At 60.5% G+C, this 18,282-nt stretch carries 22 protein-coding genes; 12 read left to right on the plus strand and 10 right to left on the minus strand.

Features of this window, described 5'->3' with window-relative positions; translation table 11 throughout:
- Positions 1 to 3 precede the first annotated feature (3 nt).
- Genes N2600_RS08445 through N2600_RS08465 form a run of 5 tightly spaced genes read left to right on the plus strand, consistent with a single transcriptional unit; the run spans position 4 to position 7,623 of the window.
- On the plus strand, positions 4 to 1,119 hold the full coding sequence (locus tag N2600_RS08445) for an ABC transporter ATP-binding protein (RefSeq protein WP_260298593.1): 1,116 nt from the start codon (positions 4 to 6) through the stop codon (positions 1,117 to 1,119).
- A gap of 15 nt (positions 1,120 to 1,134) precedes the next feature.
- Positions 1,135 to 2,673 (plus strand): GMC oxidoreductase, encoded by a 1,539-nt coding sequence (locus N2600_RS08450; protein WP_260298594.1) that lies wholly within the window; start codon positions 1,135 to 1,137, stop codon positions 2,671 to 2,673.
- Positions 2,674 to 2,682: 9 nt separating this feature from the next.
- Complete coding sequence (locus N2600_RS08455; RefSeq protein WP_260298595.1) at positions 2,683 to 4,338, plus strand: GMC family oxidoreductase; 1,656 nt, start codon at positions 2,683 to 2,685, stop codon at positions 4,336 to 4,338.
- A 24-nt stretch (positions 4,339 to 4,362) separates the two neighbouring features.
- Complete coding sequence (locus N2600_RS08460; RefSeq protein WP_260298596.1) at positions 4,363 to 5,532, plus strand: Gfo/Idh/MocA family protein; 1,170 nt, start codon at positions 4,363 to 4,365, stop codon at positions 5,530 to 5,532.
- Positions 5,533 to 5,538: 6 nt separating this feature from the next.
- Positions 5,539 to 7,623, plus strand: a complete 2,085-nt coding sequence (locus N2600_RS08465; RefSeq protein WP_170277886.1) for an FAD-dependent oxidoreductase — start codon at positions 5,539 to 5,541, stop codon at positions 7,621 to 7,623.
- A gap of 31 nt (positions 7,624 to 7,654) precedes the next feature.
- On the opposite strand, the gene N2600_RS08470 is transcribed toward N2600_RS08465, so the two are convergent.
- The 5 genes from N2600_RS08470 to N2600_RS08490 form a co-directional block, all read right to left on the minus strand.
- Positions 7,655 to 7,837 (minus strand): hypothetical protein, encoded by a 183-nt coding sequence (locus tag N2600_RS08470; protein ID WP_017963940.1) that lies wholly within the window; start codon positions 7,835 to 7,837, stop codon positions 7,655 to 7,657.
- A 5-nt stretch (positions 7,838 to 7,842) separates the two neighbouring features.
- Positions 7,843 to 8,073, minus strand: coding sequence for a hypothetical protein (locus N2600_RS08475; RefSeq protein ID WP_260298597.1), 231 nt, complete (start codon positions 8,071 to 8,073; stop codon positions 7,843 to 7,845).
- A 75-nt stretch (positions 8,074 to 8,148) separates the two neighbouring features.
- The gene (xth, locus tag N2600_RS08480; protein WP_222383747.1) at positions 8,149 to 8,943 is read right to left on the minus strand and encodes an exodeoxyribonuclease III; all 795 of its coding nucleotides are present in this window, start codon (positions 8,941 to 8,943) and stop codon (positions 8,149 to 8,151) included.
- A gap of 41 nt (positions 8,944 to 8,984) precedes the next feature.
- Positions 8,985 to 9,386, minus strand: coding sequence for a GFA family protein (locus tag N2600_RS08485; RefSeq protein WP_222383748.1), 402 nt, complete (start codon positions 9,384 to 9,386; stop codon positions 8,985 to 8,987).
- 10 nt (positions 9,387 to 9,396) lie between these two features.
- Positions 9,397 to 9,894 (minus strand): hypothetical protein, encoded by a 498-nt coding sequence (locus tag N2600_RS08490; protein ID WP_017963944.1) that lies wholly within the window; start codon positions 9,892 to 9,894, stop codon positions 9,397 to 9,399.
- 285 nt (positions 9,895 to 10,179) lie between these two features.
- On the opposite strand from N2600_RS08490, the gene N2600_RS08495 reads away from it, so the two are divergent.
- The gene (locus N2600_RS08495; RefSeq protein WP_260298598.1) at positions 10,180 to 10,686 is read left to right on the plus strand and encodes a hypothetical protein; all 507 of its coding nucleotides are present in this window, start codon (positions 10,180 to 10,182) and stop codon (positions 10,684 to 10,686) included.
- Between the two features lie 25 nt (positions 10,687 to 10,711).
- Here N2600_RS08495 and N2600_RS08500 read toward each other — a convergent pair whose 3' ends face one another.
- The 3 genes from N2600_RS08500 to N2600_RS08510 form a co-directional block, all read right to left on the minus strand.
- The gene (locus tag N2600_RS08500) at positions 10,712 to 11,335 is read right to left on the minus strand and encodes a response regulator (RefSeq protein WP_017963946.1); all 624 of its coding nucleotides are present in this window, start codon (positions 11,333 to 11,335) and stop codon (positions 10,712 to 10,714) included.
- 1 nt (position 11,336) lies between these two features.
- On the minus strand, positions 11,337 to 12,725 hold the full coding sequence (locus tag N2600_RS08505) for a sensor histidine kinase (protein ID WP_260298599.1): 1,389 nt from the start codon (positions 12,723 to 12,725) through the stop codon (positions 11,337 to 11,339).
- Between the two features lie 63 nt (positions 12,726 to 12,788).
- Entirely contained in the window at positions 12,789 to 12,965 is a 177-nt protein-coding gene (locus N2600_RS08510) for a hypothetical protein (protein WP_017963948.1), read from the minus strand.
- 175 nt (positions 12,966 to 13,140) lie between these two features.
- Between N2600_RS08510 and N2600_RS08515 the strand changes: the two genes are divergently transcribed.
- Entirely contained in the window at positions 13,141 to 13,974 is an 834-nt protein-coding gene (locus N2600_RS08515; RefSeq protein ID WP_170280624.1) for a class I SAM-dependent methyltransferase, read from the plus strand.
- Between the two features lie 96 nt (positions 13,975 to 14,070).
- Here N2600_RS08515 and N2600_RS08520 read toward each other — a convergent pair whose 3' ends face one another.
- Complete coding sequence (locus N2600_RS08520; RefSeq protein ID WP_017963950.1) at positions 14,071 to 14,337, minus strand: hypothetical protein; 267 nt, start codon at positions 14,335 to 14,337, stop codon at positions 14,071 to 14,073.
- A 201-nt stretch (positions 14,338 to 14,538) separates the two neighbouring features.
- Between N2600_RS08520 and N2600_RS08525 the strand changes: the two genes are divergently transcribed.
- The 5 genes from N2600_RS08525 (at position 14,539) to N2600_RS08545 (ending at position 17,261) form a co-directional block, all read left to right on the plus strand.
- Positions 14,539 to 14,937, plus strand: a complete 399-nt coding sequence (locus tag N2600_RS08525; RefSeq protein WP_170280485.1) for a DUF1236 domain-containing protein — start codon at positions 14,539 to 14,541, stop codon at positions 14,935 to 14,937.
- A 197-nt stretch (positions 14,938 to 15,134) separates the two neighbouring features.
- The gene (locus N2600_RS08530; RefSeq protein WP_168724912.1) at positions 15,135 to 15,302 is read left to right on the plus strand and encodes a hypothetical protein; all 168 of its coding nucleotides are present in this window, start codon (positions 15,135 to 15,137) and stop codon (positions 15,300 to 15,302) included.
- On the plus strand, positions 15,299 to 15,880 hold the full coding sequence (locus N2600_RS08535) for a BA14K family protein (protein ID WP_260110669.1): 582 nt from the start codon (positions 15,299 to 15,301) through the stop codon (positions 15,878 to 15,880). Before N2600_RS08530 ends, N2600_RS08535 begins: the two co-directional genes overlap by 4 nt.
- A 110-nt stretch (positions 15,881 to 15,990) precedes the next feature.
- Positions 15,991 to 16,305, plus strand: coding sequence for a hypothetical protein (locus tag N2600_RS08540; RefSeq protein ID WP_260298600.1), 315 nt, complete (start codon positions 15,991 to 15,993; stop codon positions 16,303 to 16,305).
- Positions 16,306 to 16,376: 71 nt separating this feature from the next.
- Positions 16,377 to 17,261, plus strand: a complete 885-nt coding sequence (locus N2600_RS08545; RefSeq protein WP_260110670.1) for a hypothetical protein — start codon at positions 16,377 to 16,379, stop codon at positions 17,259 to 17,261.
- Between the two features lie 47 nt (positions 17,262 to 17,308).
- On the opposite strand, the gene N2600_RS08550 is transcribed toward N2600_RS08545, so the two are convergent.
- On the minus strand, positions 17,309 to 18,202 hold the full coding sequence (locus tag N2600_RS08550) for a LysR family transcriptional regulator (RefSeq protein ID WP_170262697.1): 894 nt from the start codon (positions 18,200 to 18,202) through the stop codon (positions 17,309 to 17,311).
- Between the last annotated feature and the right edge of the window lie 80 nt (positions 18,203 to 18,282).

The following is an 18,282-nucleotide window of genomic DNA, read 5'->3' on the forward strand; positions in this document are numbered from 1 at the left end:
TCCATGGCCTTCCTCGAAATCTCCGGTCTCAAAAAGCGCTTCGGCGCCGTCGACATTCTCAAGGGGATCGACCTCGAACTGGAAAAGGGCGGCTTTCTCGTGCTGGTCGGCCCGTCCGGCTGCGGCAAGTCGACCCTGCTCAACACCATTGCCGGGCTGGAGACGATCACCTCCGGCGGTATCAGGATCGACGGGCGCGACATCAGCGGTCTGCACCCTTCCAAGCGCGACATCGCCATGGTGTTCCAGTCCTATGCGCTCTATCCGAACATGACGGTATCAGGCAACATCGCCTTCGGCATGGAGATCCGCGGCGTGCCGAAGGAGGAGCGCGCCAAGGCGATCGCCCAAGTCTCCGACATGCTGCAGATCGGCCATCTGCTCGACCGCAAGCCGAGCCAGCTCTCCGGCGGCCAGCGCCAGCGTGTCGCCATGGGAAGGGCGCTGGTGCGCAATCCGCAGGTCTTCCTGTTCGACGAGCCGCTCTCCAATCTCGACGCCAAGCTGCGCGTCGACATGCGCACCGAGATCAAGCGGCTGCATCAGCGCATGGGCACCACCTTCGTCTATGTCACCCATGACCAGATCGAGGCGATGACGCTGGCGACCAAGATCGCCGTGCTGAAGGACGGCGTGCTGCAGCAGTTCGGCACGCCGTCCGAGATCTATAACAGCCCCTCCAACATCTTCGTTGCCGACTTCATGGGATCGCCGGCGATGAACCTCTTGACCGCCACCGTCGAAAACGGCGCCGGCGGTCTCGAAGTCTCGCTGGAGCGGCCGAATGCCGCCCCGCTCCGATTGCCGGTCATCTCAGGCAATCACGGCCTGACCGCCTATACCGGCAGACAGGTGATCTTCGGCATCCGCCCCGAGGCGCTGACCGATCCCGATGGCGCCGACCGCAAGGCGCGCTCGCTGACCGAGGGCGATTGCCTGATCGAGGTGGTCGAACCGGCCGGCTCCGACACCTTCGCCGTCACCAAGCTCGGCGGCAAATCCGTCGTCGCCCGCCTGCGCGCCGATACCGGCATCGCTCCAGGACAACAAACCCGCCTTGCCTTCAATCTCGATAAGGCCGTGTTCTTCGATCCAGCGAGCCAGGTCCGGATTGGGTGAGGGTCAGGCGCTAAGATGAGCAATTCACCGGACATCGTCATCATCGGTTCAGGCGTCGGCGGCGCCACGGTCGCGGCCGGCCTGGCCGCGACCGGCGCCCAGATATTGATCCTCGAAGCCGGCGATCATATCGCCGATCTCCCCGTCAATCGCGACCAGCGAGCCATCTTCCAGCGCGGACATTTCCGACCGAAAGAAATCTGGTACGAGGCGAACGGTAGGGCCTTCAACCCCGGCAATTATTACAATGTCGGCGGCAATTCGAAATTCTACGGCGCCGTCTTGTCGCGCTATCGCAAGGAAGATTTCGATGTCATCGAACATCGGGAAGGCGTGTCGCCGGCCTGGCCCTTTCCCTATGAAGAGCTGGAGCCATGGTATTCGAAGGCGGAGCTGATGTATCAAGTCCGCGGCAGTCTTGGCGAAGATCCGACCGAACCGTATCACTCGGTTGCCTACCAATTCCCGCCCGTGCCCGACGAGGCGCCGATCGCCGAAGTCAAGGCACGCCTCAAGGCGAAAGGCCTGTATCCTTTTTCGCTGCCGCTCGGCCTGGATCTCGACGCTTGGCTCTCCAAGGCGAGCACGCCCTGGGATGCTCATCCGAATTCACGGGACGGCAAGATGGATGCCGAGACCGCAGCGCTCGCGGTGGCGCTGAAGCACGAGAACGTGCGGCTCGAAACCAATGCGCGCGTGACGAGGCTCGACACGGGAGCGGCGAGCCGGATCGACCGGGTGACCTATGTCAAGAATGGGCAGACGGTGACTGTTTCACCTGAGATCGTGATCCTTTCTGCCGGGGCGGTCCAATCGTCCGTGCTTTTGCTGCGTTCGAAAAACGACCGCTTCCCAAGGGGCCTGGCGAATTCTTCCGACCAGGTGGGCCGCAACTTCATGAACCACAATGCTTCCGCCGTCATCGGGGTCTCGCCGCGATTCAGGAACACCTCCATCTACCAGAAGACCTTTGCCTTTAACGATTTCTATCTCTCCGACGGGGAGGGAGGGCCGCCCCTCGGCAACGTGCAGCTCCTGGGGCGCATCTCCGAAAAGGTTCTCAAGGGCTCTCTGCCGCGGGCTCCGGAGTGGCTTCTCCGTTTCATGACGGACCATGCCATCGACTTCTACGCGATGAGCGAGGACGTTCCCAATCCCGAAAGCCGGGTCATGGTCGATGACGATAGAATCGTTCTCAAATGGCAGCGAACCAACTGGGACGCTCATCTCGCACTTGTCGCCCGACTGAAGACTATCCTGCGATCGATTGGATTTCCGGTTGTGCTGTCGAGGCCGTTCGACAAACGCACGCCTTCTCATCAGTGCGGAACGATCCGCATCGGAAACGATCCCGCGACTGCGCCGTTGGACCCGTACTGCCGTTCCTACGATCACGAAAACCTCTTCGTCGTCGACGCCAGTTTCCTCGCTACATCGGCCGCGGTCAATCCTGCGCTCACCGTCGCCGCCCAGGCGCTGAGAGTGGCAGATCACATCGCGTCGAAGGATTTGCATGCATCAGGCGCGCGCTGGCGGACCGAACGGACAAAATAGGACAGAAAAATGGGTTTCGACTATATCATAACCGGCGCCGGGCCTGCAGGATGCGTGCTGGCAAATCGGCTGAGCGAAGATCCTGACGTCGGCGTGCTCCTGCTTGAGGCGGGCGGAGGCGACTGGAATCCGCTTTTTCACATGCCCGCGGGCTTCGCCAAGATGACCAAAGGCGTCGCCAGTTGGGGATGGGAAACCGTTCCCCAGAAACACATGAAAGGCCGGGTGCTTCGTTATACACAAGCGAAAGTCATCGGTGGCGGCTCGTCCATCAACGCGCAGCTCTACACGCGCGGAAACGCGGTGGATTATGACCTTTGGGCGCGTGAAGACGGTTGCGAGGGCTGGGACTACCGTTCGATCCTTCCCTATTTCAAACGCGCGGAGGACAATCAGCGCTTCGCTGACGACTATCACTCATATGGCGGTCCGCTTGGTGTCTCGATGCCTGCTGCACCGTTACCGATTTGCGACGCCTATATCCGTGCAGGGCAGGAGCTCGGCATTCCCTATAATCACGACTTCAACGGACGCCAGCAGGCGGGGGTCGGATTTTATCAGCTGACGCAGCGCAACCGCCGCCGGTCGTCGGCATCGCTCGCTTATCTCTCGCCGATCAAAGACCGGAAGAACCTGACGGTGCGGACCGGCGCGCGCGTCGCGCGTGTCATCGTGGAAGGAAGCCGTGCGACAGGCGTCGAGATCGTGACCTCGCACGGTTCCGAGATCGTCCGCGCCGACCGCGAAGTATTGGTTTCCTCCGGCGCCATCGGATCGCCGAAGCTGCTTTTGCAGTCCGGCATAGGACCGGCTGACCATCTCAAGTCGGTGGGCGTCAAGGTGCTCCACGATCTGCCGGGTGTCGGCGGCAACCTCCAGGATCATCTGGATCTTTTCGTCATTGCCGAATGCACCGGCGATCACACTTATGACGGCGTTGCAAAACTCCACCGCACGCTTTGGGCCGGGATACAATATGTCCTGTTCCGCACAGGACCGGTCGCCTCGTCGCTCTTCGAGACCGGCGGCTTCTGGTATGCCGATCCCGAGGCTCGTTCTCCTGATATCCAGTTCCACCTCGGCCTCGGATCGGGCATCGAAGCGGGTGTCGAGCGGCTCAAGAATGCCGGCGTGACCCTTAACTCCGCCTATCTGCATCCACGCTCGCGGGGGACAGTGCGTCTGTCATCCTCCGACTCGGCTGCCGCTCCATTGATCGATCCCAACTACTGGTCCGATCCCCATGACCGGACGATGTCCCTGGAAGGGCTGAAGATCGCGCGCGAGATCATGCAGCAGGCGGCACTGAAGCCTTATGTCATGGCCGAAAGGCTTCCCGGACCGAAGGTCATGACCGACGATCAGCTTTTCGACTACGGCTGCGCCAACGCAAAGACCGACCATCATCCGGTGGGCACCTGCAAGATGGGGACAGGGCCAAACGCGGTTGTCGGGCTTGATCTCAAGGTCCATGGCCTGGAAGGCCTTAGGGTCTGCGATTCATCAGTCATGCCGCGCGTGCCGTCATGCAATACCAACGCTCCGACGATCATGGTCGGCGAAAAAGGCTCGGACCTCGTCCGGGGTTTGCCGGCACTTGCCCCCACCATCTTCGCCCACGAACGCAACGATGCGAGGCCAAGGGCCCGCGCCGAAATCCGGTAAACCGTATCGAGAGGAGGGACGACAATGTCTGAAGTCAGAGTTGCAGTGCTTGGCGCCTCGGGCTGGATGGGAAAGGTCCACACGATGGCCTATCAGACCTTTCCGCATTTCTTTGGAGTGTCGGACGGAACGGCGCGGATCGTCGCTCTCGTCGAAGGCAACCCTAAGGTAGCCGAGGATCTTTCCCAGAGAGCGCCGGGCGCCAGGATTCTTCAGGACTGGAACCTCGCGGTCGCTGATCCTGGCGTCGATCTGATCGATATCTGCCTGCCCGACCATCTTCACTACCCCGTGGCCAAGGCGGCCTTGCTGGCCGGCAAACATGTCTACTGTGAGAAGCCATTGGCAAACACCGCCGCCGAAGCGCGGGAACTGGCCGACATCGCCAGGGAAAAGGGTGTCATTACCCGCGTCGGACACGCCTTTCCCCGGAATCCCGTCCATGATCTGGCGAAAGACATCATTCAATCCGGCGAAATCGGCGAGATCAAGCTGTTCCGCGGCTGCCAGCACGTCGACATGTATGGCGATCCGAACGCGCCCTTCATGTGGCGGGCCGACGGAAAGCTTGCGCCGACCGGGATCGTCGGTGATACCGGCTCGCACATCTTCAGCTTCATGGATTTCCTGGTTGGCCGCGTCAGCTCCCTGATCGCCGACAATCTCATTGTCACGCCGCGCCGGCCTGTCGTCGAGGGCCTTGCCTATGGCGAGCAGGTGAAACTGTCAGGTAATGAGTCCTGGGCTGATATCACCAACCCCGATGCGACGAACCTACTGTGCCGGTTCGAGAACGGTGCCGGCGGGATCGTCGATTTCAGCCGTGTCGCGACCGGCCGCAAGTTCATGCAGACCTATGAAATCTATGGAACGAAAGGCAGCATCGCCTATACCTATGACGAGATAAACCGGCTGCGCTTCTACTCCGACGACGACCGGTCGGGGCGGCGCGGCTTTCGCGAGATCGACGTGGGTCCTGAGAACCCCACTTTCAGGGCTTTCCTTCCTCTGCCGAATTTCGGCCTGGGCTACAATGAAAGCAAGATCATCGAGGTAGCCGAGGTGATCCGCTCGATCGTTACCAACAGACCGATGTGGCCGACATTCGATACCGGCCACCATATCTGCCAGATCGTCGACGCGTGCATGGAGTCCTCCCGCCAGAAGCGCTGGGTCGACATCCCGCTGGATTGAACGCCGATGGCCATAGATGTTCCCCAGGAAATTCTTGACGCGCTGACCGATATCGACATGCCACGGCTCCCACCTGAGGCCGCCCCCTCGGAAGTGATCGGGCTCGCCGGCGTCGAGGTGCCGATCTATCGATCCGGCTGCGTCGTCGTCGGATCCGGCGCGGCGGGTCTGCGGGCGGCAGTGGAATTGAAGCGGCGCGGTGATGACGTCGTCATCATCAGCCAGAGCGCTTGGGGCGGAACCTCGGCCTGTTCTGGATCGGACAAGCAGACCCTGCACACGGCAAACACGGCCGATCAGGGCGACAATTACAAGGCGATGGCGCGCGCCATCCGCAGCGGCGGCGCCATGGACGAGGACACGGCTTATGTCGAGGCGGTGGGCTCGTCACGGATGATGGCGTCGCTCCAGTTCTTAGGCCTGCCGCTGCCTCAGGATCCGCTCGGCGGGACGCTTAGATATCAGACCGATCACGACGAGGTCGGCCGCGCCACCAGTTGCGGACCGCGCACCTCGCGCCTGATGGTCAAGGTGCTGGCCGAGGAGGCGATCCGGCTCGGAGTGCCGTTTTACAACCAGACGATCGCGGTAAAGATCCTCACCGAGGGCGATGGCGCAGACGGCCACGTCGTCGGGATAGTCGCGATGCGCGCCAGTGACCGCAGGGAGGAGAACCCGCTGGGCATCGCGCTGTTCGTCAGTGGGGTGATCGTGCTCGCCGCCGGCGGGCCGGGCGAACTCTATCGCGACAGCGTTTATCCCAACGGCTGCTTCGGCTCTCTCGGATTGGCGCTGGAAGCAGGCGTCGAGCTCGTCAACCTGACCGAAAGCCAGTTTGGCATCGGAACACGCAGGGAAGGGTTCCCATGGAATCTGTCGGGCACATACGTCCAGGCGATCCCGCATATCTACTCACTCGATTCCGAAGGCGCCGAGCACCATTTCCTGGCAGAATACTACCGCAGCACGCAGGAGCTGGCTTCGAACGTCTTTCGCAAGGGCTATCAGTGGCCATTTCACGCGACGCGCATGCTCGATTTCGGCTCGAGCCTGGTCGATCTGGCCATCTTCAGGGAGACCGCCGAGGGACGGCGCGTCTTCATGGACTTCAATCGCAATCCGCTGCCTGTGCCGGGGGACCTTTCGTTCAGCCTGGAAAGACTGGATGACGACGTCCGTCTCTATCTCGGCAAGGCCGGCGCCGGCCAGGACATGCCGATCGATCGGTTGAAGCATATGAACCCGCTCGCGATCGAGCTCTACCGCCGCTACAAGATCGATATCGCCGAGGAGCCGCTGGAATTCGCCGTCAACAATCAGCACATGAACGGCGGCATCATGGTTGACATCTGGGGCCGTAGCAATCTTAAGGGCTGCTACGCGGTCGGAGAAGCAGCGGGCACACATGGCGTGACGAGGCCAGGCGGAGCAGCGCTCAATGCCGGGCAGGTCTTCGGCACCCGAGCGGCCGAGCACATCGGCGCGAGCGGTCGGGCGAAGAGGGCCGCCACCGAGGATATAGGCGCCATGGCAGAGGCAGGCATTGCCGAAATCCTTGCCGGCCTTCGGACCGAGAGCCCGCTCACCGTCAAATCGATCCGTTCGCAAGTGCAGGCGCGAATGAGCGACAAGGCTGGCATCCTCTGTGATCAAGAAAGCGTAGGCCGGGGCTTGATCGAAGCGCGCAAGCTGAATGCTGAAATTCGCGATAACGGCGTCGCCTACGGTCGAGCAGCGGAGGCGGTTCGCGGCGTGCAGTGGCGGCATATGGCGCTTGCTTCGGAAGCGGTGCTCAGCGCGCTCGATTTCTTCATTCGCAATGGCGGCGGCAGCCGCGGGGCTCGGGCGATATGCGATCGGGAAGGCGAATCTCTTCCGCTGGCGCGCTCAGGGCCGTTACAGGACTATCGCTTCCGAAAGGAACGTCAGGCACACCGGGAAGAGCAGATTATCGTCCGGCTGAATGGCAGTGAGATCAGGCTTTCCACACGTCCAAACCGCAGCTTCGACGAGAACGCCAGATCCTTCTTCGAGCGGGACTGGCCAGCCTGGTTGACCGGCCGCATCTACGACCGCGGCACGGATGGATAAGGTTGTGCATCACCTTCGCGGGGTGTGTTGATCAATCGGGATTCGGCACCGGCGGCGGAACCCGGATGCGTTCGGTGTCGTCGGAACCTTCGGCGACGGCTTCCTCGCTTTTGCGCACGTGCCGCGGCGGGTCCTTTCCCTCGACCGGCTTCGGCGACAACTGGTCGTCGGCCTGGATCTCGTCGGTGTTCAGGTAATTCTTGCTCTCGTTCATGGGAGTCACTTGCGATTGAAGTATTGCGGGGCAGGGATGCGGTCCTTCCGGTCGGCGCGGCCTGTTCCCGGATTGGTATCGGTGACGCCGTCGCCCGCCTCGCGGCTGTTGCCCATGCTGATTGGCGGCTTGCGCTGGTCATCGACATTGGTCTCGGGCAGTTCGTCGTCCTGGGTGTCCTCATTCAGTGACTTCGGCGGAAGCTTTGCGGAATTGGGAATGGAATTTGTAGGCATTGGACAGTCTCCTTTACCAGCTAACTCCGACCGACATTCCAGGTTCCGTGGTGCCTCTGAGATCGGCATCGCAGCTTACATATCTGCTCCAGCTTCGGAAACGTTGAGCTCTATCATGACGGGCGCGTGGTCGCTCGTATGCTCCCAGCTGCGCGGCTTTCTCCTCACAGTTGCCGATCGAAGCAACGGGGCGACTGCCGGACTGAGCAGGAAGTGGTCGATCCGAAGCCCTGCATCACGTTCGAAGCTGTTCCGCCAGTATTTCCAGAAGGTGTAGATACGCTCTCCCGGATGCAGATGCCTAAGGGCATCGGTCCAGCCCTGAGCGACGAGATGAGCATAGGCGTCGCGCACTTCCGGTCTGAAGAGGGCGTCGTCCAGCCAGCGTTCCGGCTTGTATACGTCGATCTCCGTCGGCATGACGTTGAAGTCGCCGGCCAGGATCGACGGCACCTCGAGTTCGAGGAGTTCGGCGGCGTAATCCTGCAGACGGCGGAACCAGCGCAGCTTGTAATCGAACTTTGCTCCCGGAAACGGATTGCCGTTCGGAAGGTATAGGCATCCGACCAGGATGCCGTCGACGGCTGCTTCGATATACCGGCTATGGTTATCATCGGGATCGCCCGGAAGACCGCGACGCGTCAGGATCGGTGTCTTGCCCTTCGCCAGGATGGCCACCCCGTTCCAGGATCTCTGTCCGTGCCAGATCGCGCCGTAGCCGGCCCGCTCGATCTCCGTTCGCGGAAACCTGGCATCGTCTGTCTTCAGTTCCTGGAGGCAGACCACATCGGGCGCGTCCTCCCTGAGCCAGCGTAGCAGAATGTCGAGCCGGCCATTGATCCCGTTGACGTTGTAGGTTGCGATTTTCATGAGGCTCCCGAAAGTCGAGGCACTGTCAGCGGCTTGGCGCCCTAGAAACGCTCTTGTGTCTCTTCCTCCGGAAGCCCGCGACCGCAATCGGCCCAATGAAGGCGGCTCTCCACACCATAATGCCCGGCCGGCCGGATCCTCTCGGGGTGATCGAGCGAGCCGACCGTTACGCGGATCAGTTCGTCGCCGTCATATTGAAGATAGAGCGGCGTCCCGCATTTGCCGCAGAAGCCGCGAGTCGCGATCGGCGACGATCGGTATGAGGTGGGAGTGCCAGCCGTCCAGGCAAGATCGTCGATCCTGGCCTGGACCAGAACCGCGAAAGGGCCTCCGGTCGCTTTCTTACACATGTTGCAGTGGCAGTACCCCGAATGCGGCGGATCACTGTCAACTTCGTACCGGCAGGATCCGCAAAGACAGCCGCCAGTCCATCGCGCTGCCATAACTGGCTCCTCAACGCGTCGCACCGAAGACGAAGGCGAGGCCGGCAACGATCGCGACGGCTGTCAGTGGCTGCCGGCGTATGCGATCCTCGAGATCATGGACGAACGTACGGGCTTCCGCCTTTGCCAAGCGAGCCGATCCGGATGCCAGTTCAGATGCGGACTCGGCCACGCGGCTTGCTTCTCTCTGAAGAGATCGCATTCCTTGGCGATCGACATCGGAGGCTTCCGAGGAGCGGACGGTGTCGCCGGTCGAGCGTAGAGCTTGATCGACAAACGGATATTGCTCGTCAAGCCTAGTGGGATCCGGCTCCCGCTTGACACGTTCAGCCGCCTCGACGTCGCTGCGGCCGGCCGGAATAGAAGTGTGAGTGGCAGACACGGGGTCGGACGCAGGAAAAGTATCCTCGATTGCTTTGTCGAGTTCGCCTTTTCGCGCCTGCTTCCGCTGCTCTGCCTGTTCTTTTCGCATGGACTGGACTGCTGGGGATTCGTTTGGATCTGCCATGGAAGTTTCCTCTGTTGCACCTTGAACAAACAAAGCGGCGAAAAGCGGAGAAGTTCCATAGAATGCTTCCGCGCTTAGCAGCGATGCACGAACAGCCTCTCGCAGAAGTGCGCTTGAGGTCACCATGCGACGTTTTTCCGATGAAAAGCATTGCAATTTGCGTGGGGCGGACCAAAGTCTTGCCGCGCCTACTACCTAGGTCGGTTGCATTCTTTACTCGGAACAGCGAAAAGTCTCGTAGGTCGTATTGCATGGTTAAGCGGAACGGACGAACGAGGCTGCGGTATGAGTATCCGGAAACGCGATTTTCTGAGATTGGGCGGCGGCGTGGCCGTCGCCCTCATCGCTGCCGCATTGCCAGCCAGTTTGAATTTCGACAGTTCCCTTCCTGTTCTGGCGGTGGACTTTGCGGAGGCAAAGGACGGCAATAACGGGAATGGTGGAGGAAATGGGAATGGTGGAGGGAATGGCAACGGCGGCGGTAATGGCAATGGCAACGGGGGAGGGAATGGCAACGGTGGCGGCAACGGCAGCAGCGGATCCGGGAATTCCTCCGGTGGGAATTCCTCCGGCGGCGGAGGGTCTTCTTCCTCGAGCACAGGATCGTCGGTAGGATCTGGAACGAAAGCGACAGCAGCGTCCGATGGCTCGATCGACGTCCGTCATTCAAATGGTATCACTGAAGTCCTGCAGCGCGGTCGCTACATTATGAAGGACTCGAAGGGTCGGACGATCATAAATCGGCTGGCGACGGCTAACGATGCCCGCAGGCTGAGCCGCTTTCTTCGTTGAAGTGGTAGTGGGACAATAAACTCTTTCAGCGCCGTTCGCGCCATTGTAGAGCCGCTTCAGTCCTATTCGAAGCGCCGAGCTTGCTCAGAATCTGGGTCATATGGTGCTTCACGGTCTTTTCCTGCAGGTCGAGACGCAGACCGATATGTTTGTTTGACAGGCCTTGAGCGACAAGATCCATCACCTCGCGTTCCCGTGGCGTCAGACTGTTTTTGTCGGAGGTTCCGCCATTCAAGGAATTTTCCATGACTTTCGCCGACATGGTCGGCGAGATATATCGTGAGCCACGCAGGACGGTTTGGATTGCTTCGGCGAGGCCACGCGAACCTACGCCTTTTAGAACATAACCCATCGCGCCCCGTTGCAGAGCTCCCAGTAAAGTGTCCACCTCCTCGGATACCGTCAACATCAGCACTTTTGTTGCGGGGCTACGCGCCAGGACGTCTTCGATCGCAGACAGTCCGCCGCCGGGCATCGAGACATCGAGGAGCATGATGTCGGGGCGATTGTCCGCAGCGATCATGGCGGCGTCGTCGCTGCTGGCGCCTTCACCGACGACGACGAAGTCGCTCATCTCCGATAGGCTGCGCGTGACGCCCTCGCGAAAAAGCGGATGATCGTCCACAACGCCGATGGTGATTGCTGTCATCCTACTCTCCCACTTCCATTGGCTCGAAGATCATGGTCACGGCCGTTCCTTCTTCGCCTGTCTTGATGTCGAAAGATCCTCCCAGGCTGTCGATCCGCTCCCGCAACCCCACGAGGCCGAGGCTCGTTGGCCTCACCTCGGTCGGATCGAAGCCGTCGCCGTGATCGCTGACCTCGATACGAACATGGCCGTCGCGTGAGACAGCCTTTACGGCCTGCTGAACGCCGCCGCCGTGGCGGTAAGCGTTATTCAACGCCTCTTGAATGAAGCGATAGATACAGATCTTCACGGCCGGGGCAAGATCCGGTCCATCCTCGTCGACGATCGTTTCGACATGGCTTTCGGTCTTGTGCTGATGCGCTTCGACAACCCGCGTGACGATCTCCGTGATCGAGGACTTCTCGATCTGCGGCAGCACCAGTCCTCTGCAGATATTGCGGATCTCCGTCATCGCTTCGGCCAGGCTCGAACGTATCCAGGCAAGTTCCTTCTCGCGCGCTTCGGGCTGGGTGGACGCATTGATCAACAGGTCGCTGTCCAGTCGCAGTGAGGCGTAGGCAATGTGCTGGGCCGGACCGTCGTGAAGATCGGCGCCGATGCTGCGCAGATATGTTTCGTTCAGCGCTGCCGCACGCTGGGAGGCGCGCTGCAGGCGTCGCTGGAGACCGCGGTTTTCCGCCAGCAGCGCAGACAGTTCGGTGACCCGTTCTTTGAGGTCCCTCCGCTGCGCCTCGATCGTGCGGCTACCCCGGAACACCAGAACGGAGAGAACAAGGAAAAAAGTCGCCGTGAGGGCGGCGACGGCGCCCCAGCTCCGGAGCCTTGCATGCGCCAGACTATCGCCCAGTCCTTCCGCTGTCTCGTAGAACTCAAGGACGGCGACCGCCTGGCCGGACCATGGCTGGAGCACCGGGTTATAGATCTCCATGAGCGGCTTGCCGAGCGCGCGCTCCTGGTCGCTTTCCGGATCGCTGGCGATTTCGTAGCGGGCGACAAGAGACCCTGCGAATGCTCTCTGCAGCTTGTCGTTGACCGCAAACTTCCTGCCCACCAGCTCCTTCTCGTTCGAATAGAGGATGGTGCCGTCGCTCCGCCACAGCTTGAACGAAACAAGCCGCTTGCCAAGCGCACCCTGCCCGAGTGTCTCGTCCAGAGCCTGAGTGCTCGCGTCGTCCAGCAGCGACTCTGTTTGCATATCGGGAAGCAGCGGCGCGATCACGCTGTCCACATAAAGCGCCGTCGCCGCGCCCGAATTGTGGATGACGGTCTCGTCTATGAGATGGCTTACAAACAAGCCCACCACGAACATGGCAGCAATCGAAATGAGCCCACCCGCGATAAAGAACTGGGAGGCGAGTGAGCGGGCATTCCAGCGGCGAAGCCAATTCATTTTTTGATACCGTAAGAGACTGCCCGAATAACCTACCGCGTCTTTAGCGATTTCCAAACAGGATCAGGGCACATTCCTGGTGTCGAACACCTCGGCGCCTCTTATGCTTTGGGTTAACCCGACGGTATCGCCGGACATTGCTGCGCCGAAGACGTAGAGAAGGGCGGCCAGAACGATAACAAGTGCGAAGACGGACGCGTTGCAAGCGTCATTCACTCGGGATCTATGACTCTGGTGCATGTTCGGATCTCCTTCAATCTCCTTCGAAACGGCGGGAGTGCGACGCGCGTTCCACTCCGGGGACTTCGGTCGGAGAAGGTTGGGACCAAGGTCTGACCCCTGTAGACGTCCGCAGATTCAGGCATATTTCCTGGCCGACGAACCCAGGTTTGGAGGCTTGTGAGTGACTATTTCCATGGATATCGAAAGCGGCGTCCGCGCCGCATCGGCCTCTTCTCTCGCGCCCTTCGAGGAAGGCGTCGCCGAATTTTACGACAGCCTTCTCGTGCCGATCCTCTTCGAGCCCTATGCTTCGGAGATGGCCATCGTCGCCGAGCGATTGAAGCCGGGCAGCGTTCTCGAGGTCGCTGCGGGGACCGGCGCATTGACACGCGCTCTGCGGGCGACACTCGATCATGAAACAGAACTAGTTGCCACCGACCTCAGCCAGGCGATGATCGACGTCGGCGCACCGTCGCTGACGCTGTCGCGGACCCACTGGATGCACGCCGATGCGCAAAATCTGCCGTTCGCGCCTTCGATGTTCGACCTCGTCGTCTGCCAATTCGGCGTGATGTTCTTTCCGGATAAGCCGAAGGCCTATAGCGAGGCTGCAAGAGTGTTGCGGAGCGGAGGTCGCTTTTTGTTTTCGACGTGGGACTCACTCTCGGCCAATGACTTCGCAAGATCTGTGGACGAATGTCTGGCAAACCTTTTTCCGTTCGATCCACCGGATTTTCTCAGGCGCCTGCCATATTCCTACTTTGATATACCCTTGATCAAGGCACAGGTGTCTTCGGCCGGATTCGACGCAGTTTCTTGCGATCGGATCGAGTTGACCTCCGTTGCAGCCGCCCATGACATCGCAGTGGCCTTCTGCCAGGGCACTCCGCTCAGGGAAGAGATCGAAAGGCGGGCGCCGGCGCGCATCTCAGAAGTAGTCGATGCCGTGACTGAGCAATTGGAATCACGCCACGGGGTTCGTCCGTGCGGCGGCATGAGCGCGTTCGTCGTCGTCGGTCGCGTTTGATAGCGCCCTTTAGCGTAGGCTGTCGTGGCAATCACGTGATTCCTCTGGATCGAATGTCCAAAAGCTTTGTCCGCCAAGATGTACCAGCTTGCAGACTTAGCGAGTGCGCTGCGCGAAGGAAGGTTCCTGCATTGCGCGGATGACGTGTTGTTCGATCTCGAAGCAGGTCTCGTCGTATTCCCGCACCAGGTTCGAATTGAACGGCTGCCCTCGGACAGTATCGCGCGCTTCGACTGCCATCTGGTAGGCTTCGAAGAGTTCAAGCTGCAACGGGTCGCACGCTGCCATGATCAGCTTCCGCATATGCGGTAAACGCATCGCCAAGCGCCGGCGTCCAGCTTCCCGACGGTTGGATCGTGCCATCTCCTTCAGTCTCCCTGCCTATGGCCGTGTGTGCCGGGCCTTTTGATCGTGAACTAGCGCCGGCAACGGACATTAACATGGTTTTAGGGACCAAAGGCCGGGGTCTGTCGGACTGAGGTCCGGGCCGTGGAACGACCCCGTCTCCAGCTAGTTGGTTTGGCAGCGGTCACGAAGGCCGCCTCAAAAGAGAAGGAGTAGAAAATGATCTCCAAGCTTGTCGTCGGTGCGGCAGCTGCCGCGACCCTCATGTCGGGCGTCGCATTCGCCCAGTCCTCGACGGTCAATGGTGCAGCCGGCGGAGCTGTGACCGGTGCGATTGTCGGCGGCCCCGTTGGTGCTGCTGTCGGCGGCGTTGCCGGCGCAGTCGTTGGCACGGCGATCGATCCGCCGCCGCAAAAGGTCGTCACCTATGTCCGCGAGGCTCCGGCACCATCGGCGCGCGTGGTCGTGAAGGAGAAGGTTGTCGTCGGCCAACCCCTGCCGGAGACGGTCGTCGTGACGCCTGTTCCGGATGACCCGACCTATGCTTACGCGGTGGTCAATGATGAACGTGTCATCGTCGAGCCGTCGTCCCGCAAGGTGATCCAGGTTATCAAGTGACCTGATCCTACGCGGTCTCTGCCGCGTCTTGCCCTCCAATATCACCGTTAAAACCAGAGAACCGCCGCACGACGGACGACAGCGTCGTGCGGCCGAAAAAGCAGAGAGATTGTTATTGAAGACCAAGACACTCGCCGTGCTGAAGGCTCTAGCCGGCGCCCCGACGGCTCGGCGCCGTCGGGACAGAGGAGAGGAACATGATCTATTCCGAAGAGAAATCCGGTGGTCTGGCTTTGCCGCTGATCGTCATCCTGCTGGCAATCGCCGGCATTCTCGCCGTGCTTGTCGCCACCGGCGGCCGAGATAGCAGCACTGCCGGCCGCGTCTGGGTTCCACAGGCTTACCAGCAGGAGTCGGGGCAATGAAAGCCATCGCATCCCTTGCCTTTGGCATCTTAAGCTCGGTCGGGGCTTGCGTGGCGGCTGCATCTGTCGCCTCCCACGTGGTGGCGGATTCGAAGTCTCATACCTTCAATGACCTTGCATCGCGCGATCTCTGGACCACGACGCCCGTGAAAGTCGATCTTCGGCAGCAGCACTATGAACGAATTCCGCCTCTCTACTCCAGCTATGTGACCGAAGCGCCGACGCTCGCGACGTCAAAGGCGACACCGGATTCTGGTCGCCCGTCGACCAAAGTTCAGACGCCACAACCAAGAGTCTCGGCCGAGCATCTTGCTTGGTGTGCGGACCGCTACCGCTCCTTTGATCCCGCGACCAACAGCTATCGATCCTATGGCGGCGAGACTCGCGAGTGCATTTCGCCGTTTCAACGGATCGTCGCCGAGGCCGATGAGGGCGTCGGCACGAAAGTGAATGCACAGGCGGCAGCCTGGTGCGCCGCTCGCTACAAGTCGTATCGACCGGAAGACAATACGTATCAACCATGGGAAGGACCGCGCCGCAGCTGCGACGTGTCGCATCTCGTTGCGACAAGCTACTGATGTGGTCGCACGCTACGTCCCCAATTGCACGACCTGGCCACGGACTAAAGTCCGTGTTGCAAACGCTACGGTTGTGATACCTGGTTGCATTCAGAGCTTGGAGATCGGGGATGGCAACGACGCTAATAACGGAAATCCAGCAGGCGCAGACGAGGCTTCCGCTCTTGAGCCGAGCGGACCGGGGAGCCCTTGTCGTTCGCATCCTGCGCGAGCTGAAGACGCATCGGCGGGAGGTTTTCGCAAATGTGCCCGCCGAGCGCTGTGTTTGGATCGACAGGCTCATCGCGTCCGTGTCCTCGACGATATCCGAAATCATCAACATGCAGGACGCCGAGTTCAATCGTGTCTTGAACGAGTTCGAAAACCTTATCGCGACGCTCGATGGCATTTCGCATGCGGAGAACCCCTCGAAGACAATTCACTGAGAAGGTCGCCAGTGGGCAGCCAAATGAGCGCCTCAGCGGAAACCGATCGCTGCGCGTCAGCGTTTCCTTCCATGACCGAAACGAAATCCTCCGCCGATCAGGATGCGACGCCGCCCGGTGAAGACGGTTCGAAGCCCGGCGCGGACATTTCTTTCCCCTACGACAGGATGACCGTCGAGCAATTCCGAAGACGCTTCCCCCGTGCCCGCTGGAGCGATGCCCGCAAGGCCTGGTTCGTTCCCGGACGGACGGCGTCCCGTCGCATCGGGCGATGGCTTGCCGAGATCGAGGCCGAAGCCGACGCCCATGCGGATGCGAAGGGACGCGACGCCTTCGCCTTCGATCCCATCGACAGTCCATATCTTGAACTCGGCAAGGCAGGCTTTCGAATCCGCACGCCATATTCGAAAACCGTCGTCGACGAATTGCACGAGGTGCCATTCTCACGCTGGGACGGCGATCTCAGGATATGGCACGTTCCCTTCCGGTCCTATGAGGAACTCCGACGCAGATGGCCAGATATCGAGGCGGCGGCTCGCAGAAACGAGCCGGAAGAGAGACGACGTCGCGCCGAGGAGCGGAAGGGGACCGAACTGGATCTGCGCAACAAGCTCCGCTCTGCGGAACGAAAGCGTCATCGTTACGCGCTTCAGAGCGACGACTTGCCGCCGATCGGGCGTCCGGTGGCCACGATCTATGGAATCGTCGTCTTTACCGACATCTCAAGCGAACTGGTCGACCCGGACGTCGTTGTGGACTTCTATCCCGGTGTAACTGAGGATCACGTCTGGGGATATTGGCGGGTGCCCACACTTGAAGAACTCGTCCGCACCTGGCCCGCGAAAACGCTGCCGGTTGAGAACGCCGAGTGGTGGCTGCCGACGATCGAAGAACTGAGGCCGGCCCGTCGCACGGCAAGATCGCGTGAGGCCAGGAGATACGCGAAGACGCCGTGACCGCTGCTTGCCGTAGAAAAGAGGATGACTATGCCGGATTCCGATCGTCAGGCTCGGTGGCGCAGCGCGTCCACCAACGCCACGAAAGCTGGAGAGGACTGCCTTCTGCTGGCATAGTAGAGATGGTAGCCATCCCAGTATGGCGAAAAGGTTTCCAGGACGCGTCTCAGACGGCCTTCCGCGATATAGGGAAGAGCAACGTCTTCCGGTATGTAAGCCAATCCAAGCCCTTCCAGAGCCCCTTCCACGCCTTGATAGGAGTTGTTGAAGGCAAGCTGTCCCTCGACCCGGATTTTAATCTCTTTCCCGTTGTCTTCGAACTCCCATGCCCAGAAGCCCCCATAGGTGGGCAGGCGCTCATTGATGCAGTTGTGGCGGACAAGGTCCTGTGGATGCTCGGGAATCTCTTTGCCATCGAAATATGAGGGTGCGCCGACGACGGCAAAACGGAAATCAGGTCCGATGCGAGTCGAGATCATGTCTTTCGCCACCTGCTCGCCCATCCGGACGCCCCCGTCGAAGCGCTCCGTCACGATGTCGGACAGCCCGTTTTCGCGGATCAGCTCCACCTTGATGTCAGGGTTGTTCGGTAGGAAACGTTGGAGCTTCGGCCAGATGATCCACCTTATTGCGTGGTCTGATGCTGTGATGCGGATGTTCCCGGCTGGCTTTTCCCTGAACTCGGTGAGGGTTTCGAGTTGCGCCTCGATCTCATCGAAGTGAGGCCCCACGCCTTGGAACAATCGTTCTCCAGCGTCGGTGAGCGAAACGGCTCGCGTGGTACGGGTCAGCAGCCGGATTCCGAGCCGCGTCTCGAGCTGGCGGACAATATGGCTGAGCGCCGATTGAGATACGCCCAGCTTTGCCGCCGCCCGCGTAAAACTCTTCTCTCGGGCGACCGCCAGAAAGGCCATGAGGTCATTGACGCTCTCGCGCGGCATTCACCAGCTCCTTCGGATCAAATGGCGGTTGTACTGAATTTGCTGAGCTTGGACATTGAAATCATCGTGAACGGAAGCCG

Source organism: Rhizobium sp. WSM1274 (assembly GCF_025200775.1).
Lineage (GTDB): Bacteria > Pseudomonadota > Alphaproteobacteria > Rhizobiales > Rhizobiaceae > Rhizobium > Rhizobium leguminosarum_I.